Annotated in this window: 16 protein-coding genes and 1 tRNA gene; 7 read left to right on the top strand and 10 right to left on the bottom strand. The window is 70.9% G+C overall.

All coding sequences use genetic code 11. The features are described from left to right. Positions 1-186: 186 nt before the first annotated feature. The 3 genes from B8281_RS12740 to B8281_RS12730 are packed head-to-tail and all read left to right on the top strand — an operon-like array spanning position 187 to position 8,035. Positions 187-3,870, top strand: coding sequence for a hypothetical protein (locus tag B8281_RS12740; protein WP_157446630.1), 3,684 nt, complete (start codon positions 187-189; stop codon positions 3,868-3,870). Next, positions 3,867-4,238: a hypothetical protein gene (locus B8281_RS12735; protein ID WP_085387900.1), complete on the top strand. Its 372-nt coding sequence runs from the start codon at positions 3,867-3,869 to the stop codon at positions 4,236-4,238. Before B8281_RS12740 ends, B8281_RS12735 begins: the two co-directional genes overlap by 4 nt. Positions 4,239-4,273: 35 nt before the next feature. After that, complete coding sequence (locus B8281_RS12730; RefSeq protein ID WP_085387899.1) at positions 4,274-8,035, top strand: ATP-binding protein; 3,762 nt, start codon at positions 4,274-4,276, stop codon at positions 8,033-8,035. An 80-nt stretch (positions 8,036-8,115) separates the two neighbouring features. On the opposite strand, the gene B8281_RS19300 is transcribed toward B8281_RS12730, so the two are convergent. The 4 genes from B8281_RS19300 to B8281_RS12710 all read right to left on the bottom strand — a co-directional run bounded on the left by B8281_RS19300 (position 8,116) and on the right by B8281_RS12710 (position 11,257). Beyond that, entirely contained in the window at positions 8,116-8,787 is a 672-nt protein-coding gene (locus B8281_RS19300; protein WP_157446629.1) for a hypothetical protein, read from the bottom strand. Between the two features lie 393 nt (positions 8,788-9,180). Next, positions 9,181-9,254 (bottom strand) — tRNA-Pro (locus B8281_RS12720). A 57-nt stretch (positions 9,255-9,311) separates the two neighbouring features. Beyond that, positions 9,312-10,664, bottom strand: a complete 1,353-nt coding sequence (locus B8281_RS12715) for an MFS transporter (RefSeq protein ID WP_232322563.1) — start codon at positions 10,662-10,664, stop codon at positions 9,312-9,314. Beyond that, positions 10,661-11,257 carry a GntR family transcriptional regulator gene (locus tag B8281_RS12710; RefSeq protein WP_198163066.1) on the bottom strand — a complete coding sequence of 199 codons (597 nt, stop codon included), beginning with the start codon at positions 11,255-11,257 and terminating at the stop codon, positions 10,661-10,663. The genes B8281_RS12715 and B8281_RS12710 overlap by 4 nt, the downstream gene beginning before the upstream one ends. Positions 11,258-11,456: 199 nt before the next feature. On the opposite strand from B8281_RS12710, the gene B8281_RS12705 reads away from it, so the two are divergent. Continuing rightward, positions 11,457-12,677, top strand: coding sequence for a Fic family protein (locus B8281_RS12705; protein WP_085387897.1), 1,221 nt, complete (start codon positions 11,457-11,459; stop codon positions 12,675-12,677). A gap of 29 nt (positions 12,678-12,706) precedes the next feature. On the opposite strand, the gene B8281_RS12700 is transcribed toward B8281_RS12705, so the two are convergent. Together B8281_RS12700 and B8281_RS12695 are read right to left on the bottom strand one after the other, a co-directional pair. Continuing rightward, a complete protein-coding gene (locus B8281_RS12700) occupies positions 12,707-13,291 on the bottom strand; it encodes a putative immunity protein (RefSeq protein WP_085387896.1) in 585 nt (194 codons plus the stop codon). A gap of 124 nt (positions 13,292-13,415) precedes the next feature. Next, a complete protein-coding gene (locus B8281_RS12695) occupies positions 13,416-14,252 on the bottom strand; it encodes an alpha/beta fold hydrolase (protein ID WP_051028337.1) in 837 nt (278 codons plus the stop codon). Positions 14,253-14,448: 196 nt separating this feature from the next. Here B8281_RS12695 and B8281_RS12690 point away from each other — a divergent pair, with 196 nt between their 5' ends. The 3 genes from B8281_RS12690 to B8281_RS12680 all read left to right on the top strand — a co-directional run bounded on the left by B8281_RS12690 (position 14,449) and on the right by B8281_RS12680 (position 18,813). Beyond that, positions 14,449-15,966: an MFS transporter gene (locus B8281_RS12690; RefSeq protein WP_085388757.1), complete on the top strand. Its 1,518-nt coding sequence runs from the start codon at positions 14,449-14,451 to the stop codon at positions 15,964-15,966. 172 nt (positions 15,967-16,138) lie between these two features. Further along, a complete protein-coding gene (locus B8281_RS12685; RefSeq protein ID WP_085387895.1) occupies positions 16,139-16,888 on the top strand; it encodes a cohesin domain-containing protein in 750 nt (249 codons plus the stop codon). 68 nt (positions 16,889-16,956) lie between these two features. After that, positions 16,957-18,813: an amidase family protein gene (locus B8281_RS12680; protein ID WP_232322562.1), complete on the top strand. Its 1,857-nt coding sequence runs from the start codon at positions 16,957-16,959 to the stop codon at positions 18,811-18,813. Between the two features lie 93 nt (positions 18,814-18,906). On the opposite strand, the gene B8281_RS12675 is transcribed toward B8281_RS12680, so the two are convergent. From B8281_RS12675 to B8281_RS12660, 4 genes are all read right to left on the bottom strand, one after another. Beyond that, positions 18,907-19,974 (bottom strand): hypothetical protein, encoded by a 1,068-nt coding sequence (locus B8281_RS12675; protein ID WP_085387893.1) that lies wholly within the window; start codon positions 19,972-19,974, stop codon positions 18,907-18,909. Then, the gene (gene der / locus B8281_RS12670; RefSeq protein WP_081600160.1) at positions 19,971-21,497 is read right to left on the bottom strand and encodes a ribosome biogenesis GTPase Der; all 1,527 of its coding nucleotides are present in this window, start codon (positions 21,495-21,497) and stop codon (positions 19,971-19,973) included. Before der ends, B8281_RS12675 begins: the two co-directional genes overlap by 4 nt. Positions 21,498-21,581: 84 nt before the next feature. Then, positions 21,582-21,953 carry an iron chaperone gene (locus tag B8281_RS12665; RefSeq protein ID WP_043656988.1) on the bottom strand — a complete coding sequence of 124 codons (372 nt, stop codon included), beginning with the start codon at positions 21,951-21,953 and terminating at the stop codon, positions 21,582-21,584. Between the two features lie 69 nt (positions 21,954-22,022). Then, positions 22,023-22,943 (bottom strand): EamA family transporter, encoded by a 921-nt coding sequence (locus tag B8281_RS12660; RefSeq protein ID WP_085387892.1) that lies wholly within the window; start codon positions 22,941-22,943, stop codon positions 22,023-22,025. Positions 22,944-22,951: the final 8 nt, after the last annotated feature.

The raw sequence follows: 22,951 nt of genomic DNA, 5'->3' as shown, positions 1-22,951 counted from the left end.
TCGGTGCACGTGCTTGTGATGTCTCGTGCAGGCGTCCTGCCCTTCACCACGCTCGTTCCCGAAGGCTTCGAGGACCTCGACTGTCGCACAGCTGCAGGCGACGAGACTTTGGTGCAGGTGAAGGAGGTCAGCGCTGGAGCGGGACAGCTAGAGACTTCCAGAATCCGCGACGCGATCTTGCATGCTATGAGTGCGACGACCGGCCCGATCGTTATCGTCACCGATGGCAGCGTCGGTTCGGGCCTGAAGTTCACCGGATGGGACGAACCACTTGCCGCACAGCCTGAGCGGTGCATCGCCCTAGTTGACGCTCTCGTCGCCCAGGGCCTGACCCGAACAGACGCAACCACTGCACTGGGACGTGTCCACCTCGTGTCGTTGCCGTGGAACCTACGCGAGCAGACCGAAGCGCTCCTCAGCGACAAACAGGGTGTTCATCCATCCGTTGCGTCATTCACTGTCGGCGCGCTCTACGAAGCCTTCGGGATGGCGAGTGCAGACCAACGTCATCTAGGCCTCGGTCAGGCTCGAACGCTAACGCTCGGCGACGTTGACACCGCGCTGCATGTGGTCCAGTCAGCAGTCAACGTAACCGGCTTGGACGCTGCGGTGTCCGCAGGCGTGTGCCGTCCCGCGGATTACTCGACCGCAAGGGTGGCGTCCGCCAGCCGGTTCTATCTGGGCGTGGACGGGGCGCCTATCCACATCGCACAGGGTCTGGATGTGATCAGGGCCGACGAGATGGATCAGATCACACAGGCGGCTCAAGAAGGCGAGTACACCGTCATCGTCGGCCCGTCCGGTTCGGGCAAATCGGTGCTCCTCTGGCGCGCAAGCCGCGACGTGATCCTGGGGGCTCGCGTCGTTCGTGTCGCCCGCGTGACTACTGATGATGACGCCCAACTGCTGCTCCGACATGTCGAGCTGCTTCGCGCTACTGCCACCTCACCGGTTGTCGTCGCAGCGGATAGCCTCGGCCGACCTTCTACCAGCGCGTGGCCGAATGCTGTTGCCTCCCTGCGCGAGATTCCCCATGTCTTCGTCATCGGCGCGGCACGTGAAGAAGACTTCAGCCCCCGTCTACTGAACGGCAGCACACGTGTCATCAGGCCCGAGCTCGACCGCCTCACCGCTGAGCTGATTGCCGAGCGCATCGAGCGCGCGGGCCTCACGACGAAGATGGCCGCCGCAGAAGCCCTTGCGCGCAGTAACGGCCTGCTCATGGAGTTTCTCTCCTTGCTGCGCGAAGGCAAGCACCTGGAACAGGTCCTCGCCTCACAGGCCGCCGAACTGGCGGCTCCTGGACGAGAGATTCAGCGAGAGGCTGCTCGCCTTGTTCTCGCAGCTCACGCAGTTGGCCTGTCGTTGACTGCCCGAATGCTCGGAGATGCACTCGCGACCGTTGCTGGGAGCAATCGCGCGGTCGGTGACGCCTTGTCGACACTGAAGAACGAGCATGTCATTCTCGACCACGGCGACGTCTGGACAGGCCTCCACGAGCTTCGTTCACAGACACTGACCACTCTGCTTCACGACGCCCCACCCCCCACGCTCGGTGACACCCTTAGCGTCATAGCTCGGTTGCTACCTGCCAACGAAGCTGGCTGGTTGCTACGTCGATCAGCCGAACGCTTTCCAGAGACCGTCGTCGCTGTTGCCGACGCGGTTGCGGGTCATCTCAACGCGCCGGATACCACCACCTCGGGGGTGGCCGAACTCCTCGAAGGAGCCGAGCGCGCGGACAACGTCGCCTACGCCAAGACCTGTCTCCCGATCATTCGACGCCTCGCGCCTTCTGGGGTCTCGCCGAATCTGATAGCTCCATTCGTCTATGGAATTCGCAACCAGGACACGACCCTCGATCCGATCGGCTCGCCGGCGTTCGATCGTGCGGCTACGCAGATGACCCGGATCGCGCGGGCGCCGCCGCCGCGTACTTCGCCAATACTGGAAGCCATCACCACGCATCTCGATTCGGCCCTCGTCATGCGCCTGCTCAATGCGGGAACTCTTGTCGAGGCCGTGCGTCTCTTGGAAGCTCTGGCGGGAACGGTGCCGCTCAATGCATCGGAGGCTACGACGGTATTCCGGGAGTTCGACGAGCCGACCGACGCAACGCAAGCCGACGCGTGGGCGCGTCTGATCGATGCTCTGACTCCCTTCGTCTCCGCCGAGGACCGAGAAGCTGCGTTCGGACCGGTGGGGCACCGTGCCCTGGTGGTCGCGCGATCCGAACCTTCGGCCGTGGCGCTGACGACGCAGGCGGAGGCTGATCCGTCCGTGACGGTCATGCATGGTCTTGATATTCAGGAGCAGTCGCCCGGCATGACCTGGGACGCACCGTGGGCAGGCAGCAGCGATGCCCTCAACGATTTCGTCGTCACGTTGGCGCGGCAGTTGGCGTTCGCGTGCCCTGAAGCAAGTCATGTCGAGGTCATCACCATCACGCCATCAGGACGGCGCTATAAGGCTGGCGGGTTTGAGCCGGGCTACAAGCACATAGCACGTGAGGTCTTCAAGGAGCGTGCTGGAGTCCGACATAATGTCGGCTTCCAGGGAGCCATCCGGATGTTGTCAGCGGCACCGACATGGACAGCCCTGCTCCTCGAACAGGCGCAGATTGCCCAGGCACTGGTCGATCTTGCAAGGGAGGGCGCCTTCCGCCTACGGGCCAACGACCCGTCTCACCAGGCACAAGCTTGGGCCGAGCGTGTGCAAGCTGCAAGCGAGCGAGCCGGCGAACTAGCCTCCAAACCGAAGGACGGTTTGAAGGAAAGAGCCAACTCCCACGCCAGCGAGGATGATGCTCAACGACAAAACGACCCGGTCTCGCAAGCACTCGGGGCCGCCGCGCAGGCACTGAGTAATCTCAGGACGAACGACAATCGAGTCGCGGTAGCGATGTCGCTTCGAGATGCAGCCGCCAAGGTCGAACACGCGCGATCGCTGACACCGACATACTTCGGCCTCGATCAACCGGTCCCCGACGCACTCGGCAGTGAACTCGAACGGCTGGCGCGGGCCGCGATCAGCGCCGCAAAGGACCCCGACGCCTGGCGCTCAGTTCGATTCGGCGACCACACCACAGTTGATGCCATCACGGCATCCTCGGCAATCGCAGCCCAGCAGCAACAACGCACGGTGTTGTCCGTGATCGAAGCCGCCGTTCCCGGCGCCGTTCTGCGCACGGTGTCGGATCCCGCGCCCTTCCCCAGCAACATCGATCAGACAGGATGGTTGGTGACAGCGGGGCTACAGGATTGGGATCAAGCAGTTGGTGCTTTGGCCAACATCGACGCTGAAGCGCGTCGCGCTCTCGACTGCAACGTATGGGTGCTCGCAGTCGATGGCGTCCGACCGCTTCCGCTAGCCGTGATCATGGCGCACTACGGTGAGCAACCTGTTCTCCCACTGGCGGGCGAATCTCTCGAACAGCACCTCACGGCAGCCGGACTCCCGTTGGCACCGACGGTAAATGCCGCGACCGCGAAGGTCCACGAGCTGGCCACTTGCGTAGCCCGCGCCTCATGGGCGTTAGCCCTGCATCGAAGGCGGCCGACCGAATGGCCGTCCACGGTACCGGCGCCAGAGATCGACGAGCTGGACAGAATAGGGATCACTGCCCACAGCGCAGTCGCACAACTTCCAGGTTCCGTGGGGCCGGTCCTGGGGGCCGCCCTAAACACGTTGGTCACACAAGTCGAATTGGAGCTGCAAGAGGCTACCGGCCTGACACTCGCCGGGGAGCTACTCGAGGTAGTCGATCGGGGACCCACCCCCGCAGCCATCGATGCGGGTCTCTGGCAAGCCCTGACCGACCTTTCCCTCACTCCCGCCGTTGATCTCCAGGCCAGCGAGGGGTCCGTATGAACATTCCGGATATCGACTTCGCGCGCGTGCGCTCGCTGGGCGCGGGAGGCCAGCGCGACGGATACGAGCAACTCATCTGCGAGCTGGTCGCGCAAGAGCCCCCGCACGCCGCCGCGAAGTTCGTGTCCCTTCACGGAGCCGGAGGCGATGGAGGCGTCGAGTGCTACTGGACCCTTCCCGGCGGCGCCGAGCACGGCTGGCAAGCGAAGTATTGGGCCAGCCACGCCGACGTCGATAAGTCGCAGCTCGACGCATCCGTCAAAGCAGCCCTCACCAACCACCCGGATCTCACCAAGTACACCATCGCCATCCCCGCCGACCCGACCGGCCCACGGGCGGCAAGGGAAAGTCGCTACTGGAGAAGATAAATGACCCTGGTGGTTGGCTCGAGGGTTGGCAGACGATGGCGGCCGACCGCGGCATGACCGTCACCTTCGAGTTCGAATGGGCGACGAACACTGCTGCACGCCTAACCCGCTTGGACACCTCCGGTGCCCAGCGGCGGTACTGGTTCGACGCCGACGTGCTCTCCCAACAGTGGTGGATCGACCGACTGCAGGACGCGACCGACGCTGCTAGACCTCGATACACGCCAGAGTTGAACGTGAACGTTCCCGCCGCTCGAAGCATCGCTGCGCTCTGCTCTGACGATGAGTGGTGGCAGGCCGTCCTCGGCCAAGTCGATGAGCTCACGGAAGCGACACGACGCCTGCAGCACGCCGGAAACGATGCAACGGCCGCTGACCTGGGCGCCGCGCGCAGCGCCGCTACGACCGTCATCGACGCCCTCAAGGCCTGGGAGCGCACCCGGTCCGACGCTGAGTTCCGAGGTCTCGACGAGACGCTAACCGACGCCATCGCTGTGGTCAGGGAGCAGGAGGCCGTCGAGGTCGAACGGATGAACGCCACGCACGAGAACTGGGACACCGCCGGTTGGAGGCAGTACCAGAGCGAATACATGGTCCATTTCCCGGCGGAAGCCGTCGATGCTCTCCGTGACTTGGACGGCAAACTCGAAATTGCAGCCGAGCTCCTCATCAGCCCCCTCGGGACGCTCGCCGGCTCTCAAGTTGCGCTGATGACCGGACCCGCCGGCATCGGCAAGACCTACCTCGCCCTCGATGCCGCCGCCCGCCGTCTTCAGAGAGGCCTGCCCAGCATCGTGATGCACGGTCGCTGGTTCAATGACCACGACCTACTCATCCACCTCCGCGACGTTCTCCAGATGCCGGCCGACCTGACCACCGAGGAGACGATCGCTCTCCTGGACCAAAGTGCGCGCGCCGCAGGAGCACCCACCCTCCTCGTCATCGACGCGCTCAACGACACGCGCCCCCGGTCGATGTGGCGGGACAACTTCGATCGCCTCATCTCCATCGTCACCAGGCACCCGCACATTCGGCTGCTGCTGACCGCACGCACCCACTACGTCAATCAGGTCCTTCCGCCGGGCGTGTGTATTCCTCGGTTCGAGCACACGGGGTTTGAGGGTGTCGAGTTCGAGGCGGTCAGCGAGTACGCCGCGTTCTACGGTCTCGAACCTCCGACGTCACCACCGATCCACGGCGAGTTCGATAACCCGCTCTACCTCCGGTTGGTCTGCGAAGCACTGCAATCCGATGGCCGACTCTCGCTCGACCAGGCCAATATGGGGCTGGGCGAGCTCACCAAAATGGTCCTCGACCACGCGAACGAGGCCGTCAGTAATCGCGTCGACGCATCGGTGTCCGACCAGATCGTTCACCGCGCGATGCACGCTTTGGCCGGCGCTATCGCAGACCAGGGCGGAGCCCCGCTCACCCGCCTCGCCGCGCAGGCCGCGCTGAACCCGATCTGGTCTGACAACAGTGCGGAGAAGTCGCTGCTCGATGGACTCATCGCACAGGGTCTTGTCGAAGAAGACGTTATACCGGACAGCAGCCCTTACGGCACCGACATCATCACCATCACCTTCGAGCGCATCAGCCACCACCTGATCGTCTCCGATGCGCTCGCTCATATGAATGACGCAGATGGCGTCCGCGCCCAGTTGTCCGGTCGCCTCGGGGAGCTCATCGGACTCGACGCGACCATCGACGTCGGACTCCTCGAAGCGACCTCGGTCGTCGTCGCCGAACGCTTCGGGCTCGAACTGACCGCCTTCACCGCCGTGATCACCGACACCGTCGCGCGCGACGCTGCCGTCATCGCCGGCACAGCGTGGCGATCTGTGTCCTCCATCACTCCCGACACGGGCAGCATCATCACCAACGCTTTGCATCGCCGTGACACCTTCGACGCAGGCCTCACGATGCTGTTCAGGCTCGCAGCTCGCCCCGGCCACCCGCTCAACGCCCACTTTCTCCATGAGTTCTTCAGTGAACTCACCATGTCGACCCGAGATCAGTTCCTCGCCGGGTGGCTGCACACGAGTCACGGCACCAGCGGAGCGGTCGACCGCCTGATCCGCTGGGGAGGCGAGAAACCGCTCGACCAGGTCGGCACGGAGACCACCCGACTGTGGATCACCGCACTGCTATGGACGACTAGCGCCTCTGATCGCCGCGTTCGCGAGCCAGCCACGATCGCCGCAGCCCGCCTGCTTGCGCATCACCCTCACCAGGCTGCCGCCCTGCTCGAACGATTCTGCACCGTCGACGACGAGTGGATCGTCGAGCGCGCGCTTCAAGTCTCCTACTCGGCGCTGCTGGCTAGCGGTAGCGACGCGGACTGGGGCGCTGCCGCCGAGATCGTCTCGGCCGCCTTCTTCGCACGCTCCGCAGACCTCACCCCCAACGCCGCCGTTCGCGACGCCGCCCGCTGCATTCTCGAAGCGGCACTCGATCGCGAAGCGCTCCCCGTAGAGGTGACGCCCGAACATTTCCGCCCCCCTTACACCAGCACCTGGCCACTGAACTGGCCCACGGAAGAGGACATCGCCACCTACGACAATCGCGACTACCCGAAGCTCGTGCACTCCACCACGACAGACGACTTCTTCACCTACCAGCTCACGCCCGAGTTGCGTGACCGGCCAGGTGTCGACGTCGCGGCCAGCGCGCGATGGGTGGTGGCAGAGGTCATTCGGCTCGGATACCGACCCCGGCTGCATTCAAACTTCGACGACTACGTCCTGGGAAAATACGGGCCTGGACGTGGGAAACCAAAGTGGATCGAACGGATTGGCAAGAAGTACCAATGGATCGCACTCAACCGGCTCATCGGGCATCTGTCCGACCACGCACCCAAGACCAGGAGCTCCTGGGAAGCCCCGCCGCCGGCTGTTCCCGGACCCGAATCCTCCATCGTCCGGCAGGTCGACCCCACAGTAACCGAGTTCGAACCCGCGAGCGATGCGCCCCGTCTCTGGGTTCCGGCCTACAACTGGGATGCGAAGATCGGAAGACCTGACGCCCAATGGGTGGCCGATGACTCCGACCTGCCCACTATCGACGTGACCTCCGCCGAACGAGACGGACGCCCCTTTATCGTCGTGTCGGGCTCATACAGTTGGGACCTCACCGGCGACAGCATGAAGCGCACCCACCACGTCTGGACCAACCTCTACACCCACCTGGTGAGCACCGACGATCTTCCCGTTGCCCTTGGCGAACTCGAAGGACGTGACTTGATCAACAGCCTCGGGATGTCCCGGCTACCCATGAGCTACAACGGGTACGTCGGCGAGTACCCGTTTGGGCACCACCACCGTGCAACGCTGAGTGTGGTGGAGCACGAGTGGACGGACCCTCTCAGCGTTCCGACACGCCCAGCGGTGTGGGAGCTGCTCGGCGAAAACGAGTACGCGCCAGGCAACCTCGAAACGATCTCGTTCGACGCCCCCGCTCCCGAGTTCTTCGGCCCCGCACCGGGCACTCTCCACTGGAACGGCCGCAACGGATGGACCGACACGAGCGGCCGGCTCATCGCCGTTCTACGGCATTCCGTCAACGTCGGCCAGAACGAGCTCCTGATCGATGCCGATTTCCTGCAGGTCTGGCTCACCACCGAGCGGAAATCGCTGATCTGGGTCGAGAACACAGGAAAGGACGTCTACCGAGAGATGGGTTGGGGCACCTCCCATCCGGGAGCGCTCGTTCGTTCCCAGGTCCGAGCGTGGACCCCCGGGCAGGACCTACGGACCGTGACACCCGGCTGGCAGCGCATACCCGCCCGCGATGATTGATATCGCGATCGACTCGGCTGACAAGCACGATTTGCCGGTGCGATTGCCCTGGCACGAAGTTGAGGACGGTGAATGAGCCCTCAGAGCGGCAGATCGATGGCGGCTCCAGCCGGTGCAGTCGCATCGCCCGGCGCATTTCGAGCAATGACAGAGAAGAGTGCGACCTGCACCTTGCGCCGGTCCGCGCTCCCGGCGACAAACATGTCCTGCTCCGACGCCACTTCCATCTTGACATCGAAAGCAGTCGTGGTCACGCTCGCCGCATCCTTGACGCAGGTGTCTCGCCAAGTCTTGTCGGTCGCGGTGACACCCGATTCGCGCGTCCGCCAGAGCATGACAAAGTTCGAGACATCGTGCGGTTCCGGCGCCGACAGATCTATCGCTAGCTTCTTCGCATCGCTCCTCAGTTTACTGAGGGTGTATAGCCCGAACTCGACTCGTGCTTCCTCTTTTCGTTTGCCGTTGAAAAGACAGACATCAACCGATAGAGGTCGCCCCTTCTTCCCTGTTGGAAAGGTACGCTCCCAAACTGCTTCCGAACCATGTGCCGCAAAGCTGATGGCGCCGAGGCGCATGAAACCGTCAACCACAGAGACCTCGTACGAGTCGCGCTTGCCGGTATTCTTGATTGCGTCCGTCAGAATTGATGAGCCGGTCTTCGCGCGAGCCGCGGCAGACACAGATTCCTGCACCCAGCGCTCGACGTTAGCGAGTGCGACGGCCGCCTCCATCAGCATCACCAGCTCGTTCAAGTTCCCGCGCGCGGTCTGTGTCGGACGACCTGACCCCTGACGGTACGAGACAATGCGCACCAGTCGCCTCCGTTGATCCTTGCGGTCATCCGAAGCCTCGGAGCCCGCTCTGCTGAGCCCACGCTATCTGCCCGTCGCCCTGCGCGACGCTCAGCGTGATCCGCACCGCGCGTTGAGATCCGTGACGGTAGCGAGTGGAGCGTCTCGGAGCCCGGTTCACCTCGACGGAAGCCGGCCATCCCTCGTAAGAGCGCGCAGCCGATCGAGGCGGTCCGGCCGTCCACAGGCGGTCGTCTCGAACCGCGCCGGGGGGACCAGAGGGGGACCACAAGAAACGACCCTCGGACATGACGAAGCCCCGGCGAGAAACCTACTCTCACCAGGGCTTTTACGTCGGGCTGACAGGATTTGAACCTGCGACCCCCTGACCCCCAGTCAGGTGCGCTACCAAGCTGCGCCACAGCCCGTGGCTGGATCACCGAGCCAGATCCGACCGGATCGGACCCCGTGAAGCCTCGGATACTCTACCCCATCCGTGACGCCTCCAGAGCACCGTTTGCCCCGGTCGGGGCTGTGCGGTCGGTCTCGCCGGAGGTCGCCGCGGCGTCCCGCTCCCCCGTCGGCAGGTGCGCGCGCCACGCGCTCGCCACGATCACCAGGCAGACCGCGGCGATGACCAGGCCGCCAAGGAACATCTGCGCGTACGTCCACCGCACGGACAGCGCGGCGAGCGCCACGGGTACGCAGAAACCGATGTACGTGAGCGAGTAGTAGACGGCCGTCAGGCCGGCGAGGTCGTCGGGCGTCGCGATGCGCTGGACCTCGCTGAGCCCGGCGACGAGTGCGAGCCCGTAGCCGGCCCCGAGGACCATGGCGGCGACGAGCGCCGTCGGGAGGTCGAGCCGCGCCGAGGCGTAGGCGCCGAAGCCCATGCCGACGACGACGATGGACATCGCGACGACGGACGCCCGCGCGCTGTGCCGGGTGTCGATGAGGCGGCCGAGCACCTGGATGCCGACCCCGCAGCCGAGGCCGAGCACGGTCATGAGCCCGGAGAACGCGATGGGGGCGCTGCCCGCGCTGGCGGACACGAGGCCCGGCAGGACGGCGTAGGCGCTGCCGGCGCACCCGAACACCCAGGGGGCCACGGGCACGACGACGCGCAGGAACCGCCGGTGGGCGGCCGCCGGCACGCGCAGGTCGTCGCGCAGCCGGCCCCGGGCCCCGCCGTCGGGCACGACGCGCGTCTCCGGCACGCCGAGCAGCCAGACGCCGGTCGCGACGGCGAGCGCCGCGTGCAGCAGGTAGGCGGTGTGCGTGGGCCAGGGTGCCCACTGGGCGAGCACCGCCGCGACGCCGGCCCCGACGAGGAAGCCCAGCGTGAGGGCGAGGCCCGCGCGGCGGGCGCCGGAGCCGCCGTCGGGCACGCCGGACGCGCGGGCGGCCGCGTCGCTGAGCTCCTTGACCCAGGTGGTGCCGACGGCCATGACGAGGCCCAGCGCGACGCCGCACAGGACGCGCCCTGTCGCGAGCAGCGCGGCGGACGACTCCCCCGCCGCGAGCACGAGCGACCCGGCCAGCGCGATCGGCGCGGCGGGCAGGAGCAGCGGGCGGCGCCCGTACCGGTCGGAGAGCGGCCCGCCGAGCAGGAGCGCGGGGACGATCCCGAGCACGTACGCGGCGAGCAGCGCGTCGACGGTCACCGCGGAGAAGTGCCCGACCTCGCGGTACATGACGAGCAGGGGCGTGAACTCGTTGCCTCCCCACGCGACCGCGAACATCACCGCCGCGACGGCGAACCACGCCCGCGGCCCGACGGCGGCACTCGCCCCTGGCGCGGAGGCCTCGCTCGTGGGGCCCGAGGCAGTCGCGCTCACAGGCCGGCCCTCGCGTCCTCAAGGTGGCGCTGGACGCGGCGCTTGTAGGTGCGAGTGTCGCGCACCTCGAGCGCGTCGACGAGCGCGCGGTGCCCGGCGACGAACGTCGTCGCGCGGCCCGGGTCCCACCGGACGCTGTGCGCGACCATGCGCTGCTGGCGCTCGCGCAGGCTCACGAAGAACGTGGTGAGCAGCGCGTTCCCGCCGGCCGCGACGATCTCCTGGTGGAACCGCGCGTCGAGGGTCGCGTACTCCGCGACGTCCCCGTCGGCGACGGCGGCCTCCTGGGCCGTGACGAGGTCACGCAGGAGCGCGACGAGGGTGGCGAGCTCGGCGTCGGACAGACGGACGACGGACTGGGCGGCGTGGGTCTCGACGAGCAGGCGCGCGTCGAGGACGTCGTCGGCCTCGCCGGGCGCGACCGGCACGACGAGCGCGCCGCGCTTCGGGTAGAGCCGGAGCAGGCCCTCGGCCTCCAGGCGCAGGAACGCCTCCCGGACCGGCGTGCGGCTCACGCCGAGCTGTTCGGCGATCTCGCCCTCGCTCGTCATGGACCCGCCGGGCAGGCTTCCGTCGAGGACGAGGGACTTCACGTGCCGGTACGCCTGTTCCGTGGCAGAAGCGCTGGTGGTGCGTGGCATAGATACATGATGCATCTATCGTGTGCACGCCATCGACCGCAACCGCTCTCCGGGGCCGTGCGGTTCGACACACCGAGCGGGGAACCCTCAAGTGATAGTTGACGCCGTCCGTTACTTACAGTTTCGCCGAAACTGTAAGTAAGGTGACGTCATGGAAGCAGTTCAGGCGCTCGCCGTCCCAGCGGTGGCTCACGTGAGCCACTACTGGACAGCAGAGAACGACGGCCTCTCGACGCGCGCGCAGGTGGCGGCTGGCTCGGGGCCCTACGAGTCCACCATCCCGACCGCCATCGCGGACTACTCCCCCGTCCTGACGCCGCAGCAGTCCGCCGATGCCGAGGAAGCAGCCGCCGCTCTCGCACGCTTCGACTCGTACGCCAGCGCAACGCTCGGGCCGGACAACCCCGCCCTGGGTCCGATGTCCTCGATCCTGCTGCGCACGGAGTCCGCTTCCTCGTCGCAGATCGAGAACCTGACGGTCGGCGCCAAGCAGCTCGCGCTCGCCGAGATCGACCTGACGGCGAGCACCAACGCACGCACCGTCGTCGCGAACGTCCGGGCCATGCAAGCCGCGATCGACCTCGCCGACCGGCTCGACGAGGCCTCGATCCTCACGATGCACCGCGAGCTCCTCGCCGGGCAGCCCGGTTGGGAGGACCACGCGGGGCGCTACCGAGGCACTCTGGTCTGGGTCGGCTCGTCGAGCATCAGCCCGAGAGGCGCGACCCACGTCGGGCCCCAGCCAGAGCTCGTCCCTGGAGCGATGGCGGACCTCATGGCCTTCGTCCGCCGGGAGGACCTTCCCGTCCTCGTCCAGACCGCCGTCGCGCACGCGCAGCTCGAGACGATCCACCCGTTCACGGACGGCAACGGCCGCACCGGCCGGGCCCTCGTGCACGCCATGCTGCGCTCGAAGGGCCTCACGCGGAATACCATCGCCCCGGTCTCCGCGGGCCTCCTCATCGACACCGAGGCCTACTTCGACGCGCTCACCGCGTTCCGCGCCGGTGACGCCTGGCCGATCGTCGAGCAGCTCTCCCGCGCGAGCCGGTTCGCCGCGACGGCCGGAGCGCGGCTCGTCGACGACCTCGCGGGACAGGTCGCCACAGCGCGGGAACAGCTTTCCGGGCTGCGGCCCCAGGCCTCCGCCTGGAGCGTCGTGCCGCACCTCGTGGCCCATCCGGTGATCAACGCGGCGTTCCTCCGCGACCACCTCGGCTTCAGTGACGTCACCGCCCAGCGAGCGCTGAGCCAGCTCTCCGACGCGGGGGTCCTTCGCGAGCGCAGCGGCCTCCGGCGCAACCGGGTCTGGCAGCACGAGGGGATCCTCGCCGTCCTGGACCTGTTCGCCCAGCGGATCCGGCGCAGCTGACGATGCCTGGAGGTCCCGGCGGGTGCCGACTACGTCCGCTCGTCCGTCCCGAGGCCCTCCGACGGCCCCGTGCCGTCCCGCAGCTCCGCGTCGAGCCGTCGGACCAGCTCGCCGACGCGACCGCCGCCGCCCGGCGCGGGCGGGTAGCGACGCAGCACCGCGACGACCTCGGGCGTCGCGAGCGCCCGCGCGGTGTCGAGCCACCTGCTCGCGACGCTCTCGCCGGACCCTGCCGCGCCCGCGGCGAGCGCGGCGGCGTGCGCCGCGTGGGCGGCGGAGCCGAGGACGTGCTTGACCTGGTGGGCGTCGGCGATCGGGTGCAGGTACGCGGCGCCGGCTGCCGCCATCGCGGCCCGGGCGGCCTCGGCGGCAGCGGGGTCGCCCGCCTCCTTCGCCGCGCGCAGGGCCGCCCAGGCGGTGTCGCGCAGCGCCTTGCCGCGCGCGCCGCCGTCGGCGAACGCGCGGGCCGCGTCGACCGCCTCGCGGGGGCGTGCGTCGTCGGGCCGGACCGCCTCGACGAGCTCCAGCGCCGGCTCCGCGCACCGGACCGCGTACCCCGTGACCGCCCGCAGGTCCTCGATGCTCAGCTCGACCGCAGCCGCCGTCGTCGTCACCGCTCGCTCCTCGCTCTCGCGCTCTCCGTCCGCGCCGGGACACGGAACGCCCCACCGAGCACCGTACCGAGCCGGGCACCCTCCCGTCCCGACCCACGACCCGGCCCGCGGTTCACACGACGGCTCACACGACCGGCCCGGCCCCCCGCGCGACCTGGAGCACCCGCGCGACGCCGGGCTCGTCGGGGTCGTCGGTGATGTCGCGCCCGTCGAGCCAGCACCCGACGACGTGCGCGAGCTCGCCGGGGTGGCTGAAGTTCATGGCGTGCGGAGCGCCCTCGATCGCCGCGACGGTCACGTGCGGGGGCGCGAGCGCCCCGACCTCCCGCACGCGCCACGGCGGCGGCATGAGCGGGTCGCGCGTGCCGAGAACGGCGAGCGTCGGTACGGGGACGCGCAGCACGCGTTCGAGCGAGGGGAACCGGGCGAGCTCGGCGAAGAGCTGGAGCGCGTTCACCGGCCCGAACCGCACGTAGTCGGGCACCGCGACGCGCGCCATGCGCGGGCTCTCGCGCACGGCGTCGCGCGCGAGCTGGGTGAGGGCGCGCCCGAACGGCTGGTTGTGCACGCCCCCGGCGGGCGAGGCGAGCACCACACCGGCGACCCGGTCGGGGGCGGCGTGCGCGACCTCGAGGCTGACGGGCCCGCCCATGGAGTTGCCCAGGAGGACGACCCGGTCGAGCCCGAGGGCGTCGAGCGTCGACAGGAGCGCCCACGCGAGGGCCGGGATGCCGAGCGGGTGGCCCCACTCCTCGCTGCGCCCGTACCCGGGCAGGTCCGGCACGACGGCGGTCGCGCGGTGGGCGAGACGCTCGGCCGTCGGGAGGAGATACGTGCCGGAGATGGCGAAGCCGTGCACGTGCACGATCGGCACGGCGCCCGCGACCTCGGGTCCGGAGCGCACGAAGACCTCGCGGCCCTCGACGGTGACGTGGCGCGACGTCCACCCCTCTGCGGCCATACCGCGATCCTCCCAGTCCCCCGCGCCGACCTCGGCGGCGCGGGCGGCGGAGCACCCGCGACGGGTGAGGCGCCGGGACGACCCGGGCGGCGAGCATGGACGCCGGACGGGGGTCGACGTGGAGCACAGCACGGGTCGCACCGCGGGTCGGCCGACGGCGGCCGACCGGCGCCTCGCGCTGCTCCTGGCCGCCGCGATGTTCGTGCTGGTGGTCGACACGTCGTTCATGAACGTGTCGATCTCGGCCGTCGTGCGCGACCTGGGCACGACCGTGAGCGGCGTCCAGACGGCGATCGCGCTCGAGGCGCTCGTGTCGGCGTCGTTCATCCTCGTGGGCAGCAAGGTCGGCGACCTCGTGGGCCGGCGGCGCGCGTACGTCGTCGGGCTGCTCGCGTACGGGGCGGGCGCGGTGGCGATGACGCTCGCGCAGAGCCTCGTGGCGGTCGTGATCTTCTGGTCGGTCATCGGCGGGCTCGGAGCCGCGCTGCTGCTGCCGGCGATGCAGTCGCTCGTGCACGGCAACTTCGAGGGCACCGCGCGCAAGGCGGCGTACGCGCTCGTGGGCGCGGCGGCGTCGATCGCGGCGGCGGTCGGGCCGCTGCTCGGCGGCGTCATCACGACGACGCTGTCGTGGCGCGTGGCGTTCGGGCTCGAGGCCGTGGTGATCGTCGTCGTCCTCGTGGGCGTGCGGCTCGTGCGCGACGTCCCGTACACGGGCGACCGCGCGGTGGACGTGGTCGGGACGGTCCTGTCCGTCGTCGGGATGGGCGGCGTCGTGCTGGGCGTGCTGGTGTGGCAGGAGGGCGGCGAGGCGGTCGGGGCGCTCGTCCTCGTCGGTGCGCTGGGCTTGGTGGGCCTCGCGTGGTGGCTCGTGCGCCGCGCGCGGGCGGGGCGGACGACGCTCGTCGACCCGGGGCTGTTCCGCTCGCCCGCGTTCCGGATCGGGGTGTCGCAGCAGCTCCTGCAGCAGGTCGCGCTGGGCGGGGCGATGATCGCGCTGCCGATCTTCCTGCAGATGGCGCTCGGGTACGACGCGCTGCTCGCGGGCCTCTCGCTCGCCCCGCTGTCGCTGACGATGTTCGCCGCCGCCCTCGTCGCGGGCAAGCGCCCCGGCCGACGGCGGCCGGCCTCCCGCGTGCTCGCGGGCTTCCTCCTGCTCGTCGTGGGCGTGGTGGCGCTCGTCGCGGTGGTGCCGCGGGCGTCGTCGGGCTGGTGGCTCGCGCTGCCGCTCGTCGTGGCGGGCGCCGGGCTGGGGCTCCTGATCTCCCAGCTCAACGCGTACACGCTCTCCCCCGTGCCGGAGGAGCGCGCGAGCGAGGCCGCAGGCGTGAGCTCGGCCGCCGGGTCGTTCGGCCTCTCGCTCGGACTCGCCGTCGCGGGCGCGGTCATGCTGGCGTCGCTCGCGGCGGGGTTCACGGCGCGGGCGGAGGCGAGCGACGTGCTGCCCCCGGACGACAAGGAGCAGGTCGCCCGGGTGCTCGAGGACGACGCCGAGATCATGAGCGACGCCCAGCTCGTCGAGCTCCTCGCCGACGAGCCGCCCGCGGTGCGGGCCGAGGTCGTGGCCATCAACGACGACGTGCGGGCGCGGGCGCTGCAGGTCGCGCTCCTCGTGCCGCTCGTCGCGGGGCTCCTCGGCGTCGTCGCGGCGCTGCGCATGCGCCGCCTGCCGGATCCCGAGGTGCGCGAGGGCGAGCCGCCGGTCCTCGGCTGACCCGCGTCGTCGGGATCGTGACCGGACCGAGACCCGGTTCGTTGCTCGTGCTAACCGTCGCGAAACGCCGGGGAAACAGCGACTTGTGAGCATCGCTGACGGCAGGGGGCCCCACCACACGACCGCCGGTCGCGCCGTACCTCCGCGCGCCCGGAGGAAGGACCGCTCGCCCATGACCCGTCCCGTCCCCCGCAGACGGCTCCGCGCCCGCGCCGCCCTCGTCGGCGGTCTCGCGGTCGCCGCGGCGGCCCTCGCCGCCCCCGCGCACGCCGCACCGTCCGTCGCCCAGGTCTCCCTCACGGCGCCCGCGTCGGTCGAGGTCGGCGCGGAGATCACCGTCACGGTCGCCGCGACCGGTGTCGTCGACCTCTACGCCTACGACCTCGCCGTCGCCTACGACCCCGACCTCGTCGCGCTCGTGGACGACTCCGTCGTGACCCCGGACGGCGGCTTCGCCGACGCGACCGACGACGCGGCCGGGACGGTCGCCGTCACGCACACGCGGCTCGGCACGTCGCCCGGCCTGGAGGGCGACGTCACCCTCGCGACCCTGACGTTCACCGCCGTGTCCGACGGCGCGGCGGCCTTCGCCGTCCCGACCGCCACGCTCGTGGGCGTCGACGCCGGGACGGCGACGCTCACCGACGCCGCGAGCGCCACGACGACCGTCACCGCGGCCGACGTCCCACCCACGGCGGAGCCGACGGACGGGACCACCACGCCGCCCGTCGACGACGGCGGCACCACACCCCCCGGGGACGACGGCGCGTCCGACTCGTCGTCGTCCCCGTCCGGGTCGGCCTCGGGCGGCGCGCTCGCGTCGACCGGGGCGAGCGTCGCGTGGTTCGTCGGGGCCGCGCTCCTCGCGGTCGCCGTCGGCACGGGCATCCTGCTCGCGCGGCGTCGGGCGGCCACGCGATGACCGGCCCGCTGCCCCGCCCCGACCAGCCGCTCGCGCACCTCGCGCCCGTCCCCTCGAAGGAGCCGTCCGTGACCACCACCCACCGGCGCGCCGCCACCGGCGGGCTCGCCGCCCTGACGATCGGCGGCCTCGTCCTCGGCGTCACGACGGCGCCCGCCGCGACCGGTGCCCCCGGCGCCGAGCCCGCGCCGCTCCTCGCCCCCTACTGGACCGCGCTCGACCTCACGGGCGACCAGCAGGTCACGACGGACGACCTCGCGGTCGTCGCCGCGGCCCTCGGCGCGACGTCGGCGGACGCGGTGTGGGACGACGTCGCGCCCGCCGACACGGACGGGGACGGCACGATCACCGTGACCGACCTCGCCGCCGTCTCGCAGCGCATCGTGTACGACGACGGCCCGTTCGAGCTCGTCGAGGCGTCCGTGCTCGACATGCAGGCCGCGATGAACGCGGGCACGACGACGTCGGTCGCGATCACCCAGGAGTACCTCGACCGGATCGAGGCGTACGACACGACGCTCGTCGACACGGGCGCGGGCGGGCGACCGCTGCACTCGATCATCAGCACGAGCGACGTCGCGCTGGAGGCCGCCGCGCGCGCCGACGCGGTCCGCGCAGCGGACGGCATGACGAGCCTGCTGCTCGGCGTGCCCGTCGCGGTGAAGGACAACTACGACACGAAGGACATGCCCACCACGGGCGGCTGCGGCTGCTGGGACGACAACCGGACGACGACCGACGCGACGATGGTCGAGGGCCTGCGCGCCGACGGCGCGGTGATCCTCGCGAAGGCCAGCCTGGACGAGTTCGCGTTCGGGTTCGCGTCGGAGTTCTCCTCGTTCCAGGACGCGGGCACGAGCACGCTCGTCGCGAGCCCGTACGTCACGAGCCGCACGGCCGGCGGGTCCAGCGGCGGTACGGGGGCGGCCGTCGCGGCGAACCTCGCCGGGCTCGGCCTCGGCACGGACACGGGCGGGTCGATCCGCGTCCCGTCGTCGTACAACCAGCTCGTCGGCGTGCGCCCGACGGTCGGCCTCGCGAGCCGCGACGGCATCATCCCGCTCGCGCTGAGCCAGGACACGGGCGGGCCGATGGCGCGCACCGTCCTCGACGCGGCCGTCGCGCTCGACGCCGTCGCGGGGGTCGACGCCGCCGACCCGGTGACGTCGCGCCAGGAGGGCGAGGTCCCGGCGTCGTACACGCAGTACCTGGACGAGGGGGCGCTCGACGGCGCCCGCATCGGCTACGTGCCGTCCATGCTCGGCAGCAACGCGGCGACGCTCCGCCTGTGGGCGCAGACCCGCGCGACGCTCGAGTCGCTCGGCGCGACCGTCGTCGAGGTCACGCCGCCGACCACGTGGTCGCCGGTCCTGCCGAACGGCTTCGCGAGCGTCCTCTCCGAGGGGTCGGGCTCGACGAACGAGTTCAAGCACGACCTCGACGCGTACGTCGCGACCCACCTCGCCCCGCAGGTCGAGGCCCGCACGCTCCAGGGGATCGTCGACTCGGGCCGCTACGTGCCGTCCCGCCGCAGCACGTACGTCTCGCGCGACGCGGTCACCGAGGAGACGTACCAGGCGTGGGCGGGCCCCGAGGGGTCGCACACGAAGGTCCTCGCCGAGGGCAAGGTGCTCGTCACCGCGATGCTCGACGACGCCGACCTCGACGCGCTCGTCTACCCGAGCGCCAACCCGTACGGGACGATCGGCACCAACCTGCGGCTCAGCCCGAACACCGGGCTGCCCGCGGTGACCGTCCCGGTCGGCCAGGCGGTCGCGACCGACGGCACCGTCACCGGCGGCGGCGTCAACCTCGAGCTGCTCGGCCGCGACTTCGACGAGGGCCCGCTGCTCGGCCTCGCGTACGCGCTCGAGCAGGCCACGCAGGCCCGCACCTCCCCCGCGCTCTACGGCCCGCTCGGCTGAGCGGCCCACCACCAGCGCCGACGGCGGCCGTCCCCTCCCGGGGGCGGCCGCCGTCGTCGGTCAGGAGAGGTCGCCCATCACGGCGACGACGCGTCAGCGGCGCGGTGTCCGACGGCGCTCGTCGTCGCCACCGAGCGCGGCACCGAGCGCCGCGAGCACGAGCAGGTCCACCACGAGACCCGCGACGCCGACCCACTGCAGCGCGCGGAACACGAGGAGCTGGGTGAGCAGGAGCGAGACGAGCACGCCGCGCCGGACCCACACGGCGCCGGCCCGACGGTCCTCGGGCCGCCCGCGGCGGGACACCACGACGCACGCGACGACGCACGCGACCGTCGCGGCGACGCCCGCGGCGATGCCGGCCCCGACCCAGGTGGGCACGTCGACGTCGCCGACCAGCACGCGCAACCCCGCGAGCAGCGAGCCCAGCGCCGTCCCGAGCACGAGCACGACCACGACGACTGCGGCCCAGCGGCGCTGGAGCGTCTGCGCGAACCAGGCCGACGAGCGCCGCACGAGGGCGCGCACCGGGTCGGGCACGTCGACGTCGTCGCGCGGAACGGCCTCGACGAGCGCCGCGACCTCGTCGGCCGTCGGCTCGCCGCGGCCCAGCGCGACGAGCGCGCGGGCCTCCTCGCGCGCGTCGTCGGTGAACCCGCCGGCGACGCCCGCGACGGCGCGGTCGGTGGCGACGGCCAGGTACTCGGCCGGGTGGTGGCGCCGCCACCCGTGCAGCGCCTCGACGACGAGGACGAGCACGACGACCGTCGCGTAGATGAGCGCCGCCGTCGGCTCGTAGAAGTAGTCGTTGTCCGCGGTGACGAACTTGCCGATCTCGTCGACGAACAGCCCGAACCCGATCCCGCCCACGAACGCGCCGAGCGAGCGCAGGGCCGGGCCGACGAAGGAGAGCAGCAGCACGAGGGCGAGCGCCATGCCGAGCCCGCCCCACAGCACGTGCGCGACGTGCAGGTCTCCCCCGCCGACCTGCGGGTACCCCGACGCCGCGAGGAAGAACCGCGTCACGAGCACCGTCGCGACGGCGACCACGAGGAACGTCACGACGTGCCGCACGGCCGCGGTGTCCCGGGCCGCGCCCAGGCGCAGGGCGCGGCTCCGCCGGGAGGCCCCGGCGGAGGCGCGCCCCGTGCCCGTGCTCACCGCTTGCGCTTCTCCCGCACGCGGACGCTGATCTCGATGGGCGAGCCCTCGAACCCGAACGTCTCGCGCAGGCGGCGCTCGATGAAGCGGCGGTAGCCCGCCTCGAGGAACCCGGTCGCGAACACGACGAACCGCGGCGGGCGCGTCGAGGCCTGCGTCGCGAAGAGGATGCGGGGCTGCTTGCCGCCGCGCAGCGGGTGCGGGTGGGCGGCGACGAGCTCGCCGAGGAACGCGTTGAGGCGGCCCGTCGGGATGCGCGTGTCCCAGGAGTCGAGCGCGCGCTCCATCGCCGGGGCGAGGCGGTCGGTGTGCCAGCCGGTGCGGGCCGACACGTTGACGCGCGGCGCCCACTGCACCTGCACGAGGTCCTTCTCGATCTCGCGCTCGAGGTACGGGCGACGGTCGTCGTCCATGAGGTCCCACTTGTTGTACGCGATGACGAGCGCGCGGCCCGCGTCCACGACCTGGGAGATGACGCGCGTGTCCTGCTCGGTGAGCGGCACGGATGCGTCCACGAGCACGACGGCGAGCTCCGCCTTCTCGATCGCGGCCTGCGTGCGCAGCGACGCGTAGAAGTCGGCACCCTTCGTCTGGTGCACGCGGCGCCGGATGCCGGCGGTGTCGACGAGGACGTACGGGACGTCCTTGATCGTCACGAGCTCGTCGACCGGGTCGCGCGTCGTGCCCGCGACCTCGTCGACGACGACGCGGTCGGCGCCCGCGAGCTTGTTCAGCAGCGAGGACTTGCCGACGTTCGGGCGCCCGACGAGCGCGACGCGACGCGGCCCGGTCGGCCGCACCTGGCCGTGCTCGGACTCCGTGGGCAGCGCCGCCATCGCGGCGTCGAGCAGGTCGCCCGTCCCGCGGCCGTGCAGCGCGGACACGGGGTGCGGCTCGCCGAGGCCCAGGCTCCACAGGTACGCGGCGTCCGCCTCGCCCGACTGCCCGTCGACCTTGTTGGCGCACAGCACGACGGGCTTGCCCGACTCGCGCAGAAGACGCACGACGCGCTCGTCCGTCGCGGTCGCGCCGACGGTCGCGTCGACGACGAAGAGCACCGCGTCGGCGAGGGAGATCGCGACCTCGGCCTGCTCGGCGACCTTGGACTCGATGCCCGCGACGTCGACCTCCCAGCCGCCGGTGTCGACGAGCGTGAAGCGGCGTCCGGCCCAGTCGGCCGGGTAGCTCACGCGGTCGCGCGTGACGCCCGGCTTGTCCTCGACGACGGCCTCGCGGCGGCCGAGGATGCGGTTGACGAGCGTCGACTTGCCGACGTTCGGGCGCCCGACCACGGCGAGCACGGGCAGGGGCGCCTCGGGCGCCGCGCCGTCGAGCGCGTCCTCGTCGGCGTCGAGCAGCGCGAGGTCGGCGTCCTCGAGCTCGTAGTCGTCGAGTCCGGCGCGCAGCGCGCGCTCGCGCGCCTCGTCGTCCGCGGCGTCCGCGGGCGCCAGGGGCTCCTCGGCCTGACCGACGGCGTCGGTCTGTCCGGGCGTGCCGGGCTGGGCGGGGTCGGGTGTGGTCATGGGGTCTATTCTCCCAGGCCGCGGGCCAGGCTCCGAACCGGGCCGCGGGCGCGTCGTGCGGGCACCCGTCCGGCACGCCCGGCGTCAGCCCGCGGCACCGTCCCGGCGGGCGGCGAGCCGCGCGACGACGGCCCGCACGACGTCGTCGGGCACGGGCTCCGCGAGCGGGAACCGCAGCGTGCCCTTGCCGTCCTGGTAGCGCGCGATGCGGCGCGCGAGCGCGTCGTCGACCTCGGGCACGGGGTAGAGCGAGACGTGGTGGGCCCAGCCCGCGAGGTAGACGACGTACCGGCCGTCGCGCGTGAACGTCGGGATGCCGTAGCTGATCCGCTCGCCCAGGCCGGGCACCGTGTCGTGCACCACGGCGCGCAGGTGCGCGACGACCTCGCGCGCGTCCGGGGCGAGCGTCGCGAGGTACTCGTCGACGGTCGTGGGCTTGCCGGGCGGCTCGGCCATGCGTGCTCCCTCCCCCGCGGGCGGCGCCTGCCCGGCCCTGCGACGGGGCGTCGGCGCCTGAGCGCGAACCTACCGCGCGACGGGCGTGCCCGCGAGACGCACGAGCACGACCCCGGCGACGACGAGCACGCCGCCCGCGGCCTGCACGAGGCTCGGCACCTCGCCGAGCAGGAGCCACGCGATGGCGACGGCGAACAGCACCTCGGACAGCCCGACGAACGACGCGAGGCGCTCGCCCATGCGCACGGTCGCGGCGACGCCGGACACGTAGGCGAACGCCGTCGCGACGAGCACGACGACCGCGAGCGGGACGTACCAGGGCGCCGACGAGCCGAGGAGCGTGACGTCGACGAGCGGGGCGGCGAAGGGCAGCACGCCCGCGAGCGCCGCCGCGCCGAGCGCGAGCGCCCCGACGCCGAGCCCGCTCGCGGCGAGCGCGACGGGCGGCAGGCGCGTCGGGCGCGCGGACAGCACGAAGTAGGCGCCCAGCCCTACCGCCGCGCCGAGCGCGAGGAGGACGCCGAGGAGGTCGGGGCGGGCGCCGCCCGGGTCGACGACGAGCACGAGCCCGAGGACCGCGACGGCGCAGCCGGCGAGCGTGAGCCGGGGCGGCACGTGGCGCGTGCGGGCCCAGGCGAGGCCGACGAGGAGCACGGGCGCGAGGTACTCGACGAGCAGCGCGATGCCGACGGGCATGCGCGCGACGGCCGCGAAGTAGCACAGCTGGGTCCCCGCGACGGCGACGAGGCCGAACCCGAGGACGAGCCGCCACTCCTCGCGCAGGAGGCGGTGGCTGCCGCGCAGGGCGACGGCCGCGACCGGGGCGAGGACGAGCGCCGAGCACAGGGCGCGCGCGAGGACGGCGGCGCCCGGCGTCCAGCCCGCCTCGAGGAGCGGCTTGACGAACGGGCCGCTCGCGCCGAACGCGAGGGCGGACGCGAGCCCGACGAGCAGACCGGTGCCCGGGCGGTCGCCCACCACGTGCGCCACCGGGCGGT

Source organism: Cellulosimicrobium sp. TH-20, from assembly GCF_002105775.1.
Taxonomy (GTDB): domain Bacteria; phylum Actinomycetota; class Actinomycetes; order Actinomycetales; family Cellulomonadaceae; genus Cellulosimicrobium; species Cellulosimicrobium funkei.
The sequence above is the reverse complement of the archived record's forward strand: the minus strand, read 5'-3'. Positions and strand labels throughout refer to the sequence as shown.